At 67.6% G+C, this 849-nt stretch carries 1 protein-coding gene; it reads right to left on the reverse strand.

Annotated features, from left to right (window positions below; translation table 11 throughout):
• Window positions 1-102 precede the first annotated feature (102 nt).
• The gene (locus D7W79_RS42380; protein ID WP_120530789.1) at window positions 103-513 is read right to left on the reverse strand and encodes an arsenate-mycothiol transferase ArsC; all 411 of its coding nucleotides are present in this window, start codon (window positions 511-513) and stop codon (window positions 103-105) included.
• Window positions 514-849: the final 336 nt, after the last annotated feature.

Raw genomic sequence — 849 nt, forward strand, 5'->3', positions numbered from 1 at the left:
AAGAGACAGGGTTCCACCCCCTCCTCGCGTGTCCGTCCGTCCACCCTCGGGCCCGGACACCCACGGTCACGCGTCAGAAGGGTGCTGCCTCCCGCGCCCCCCCTACTGCGGGCGCTCCCAGCCGTTGCGGTTCACGAAGTCCGACACGATGGCGGCCGTCGTGTCGCGAATCTTCTCCACGTCCGCCGCGGACTTGCCCGCCGGGTCTTCAATCATGGGCCAGTCCTCGCGCTTCTGGTCCGCCACCACCGGCGCGTCCGCCAGCCCGCCCAGCGTCACCAGGATCTGCGCGCTCTTCGCCAGCTCCGGCGTCAGCCGCTGCGGCTTCGCGTCTCCCAGGTCCACGCCCATCTCCTTCATGGTCGCGAGCACCTCGGGATGCAGACGCTCGGCCGGCTGCGTCCCCGCGGAAATCGCGCGCGCCTTCGCCGGGTCCGCCAGCAGGTTGAAGAAGGCCGCCGCGATCTGCGAGCGACCCGCGTTCTGCGTACAAGCGAAGATGACCGTATTCATCGCACCGCCTTTGGAGTGTTGAAATTCATGAGGTTCCTGGGCTTCCTGGGAAGTATCACATCCTGAGCGGAGAAGAGGACAACGCTCGCCCGCCCACCCTTCCATCTCTTTCCGGCCCGGGGTGTCATGACCGGGGATATGGGTAGGATTTGACTCCGCGAGAAGTCTTTGCGCGAGCGGATGCCGGGGACGTGCCTACGTTGAAGGGGTCATGCAAAGCACCCCCTCCTGGGCCTGGATCGTCTTCTGGGCGCTGCTGCTCGCGCTGCTGGTGGTGGACCTGCTCGCGCACCGGGGAGGGCGGGGGCAGTCGCGCCGCGCGGCGCTCTTGTGGAG

It is taken from the genome of Corallococcus exercitus, assembly GCF_003611585.1.
GTDB lineage: Bacteria > Myxococcota > Myxococcia > Myxococcales > Myxococcaceae > Corallococcus > Corallococcus exercitus.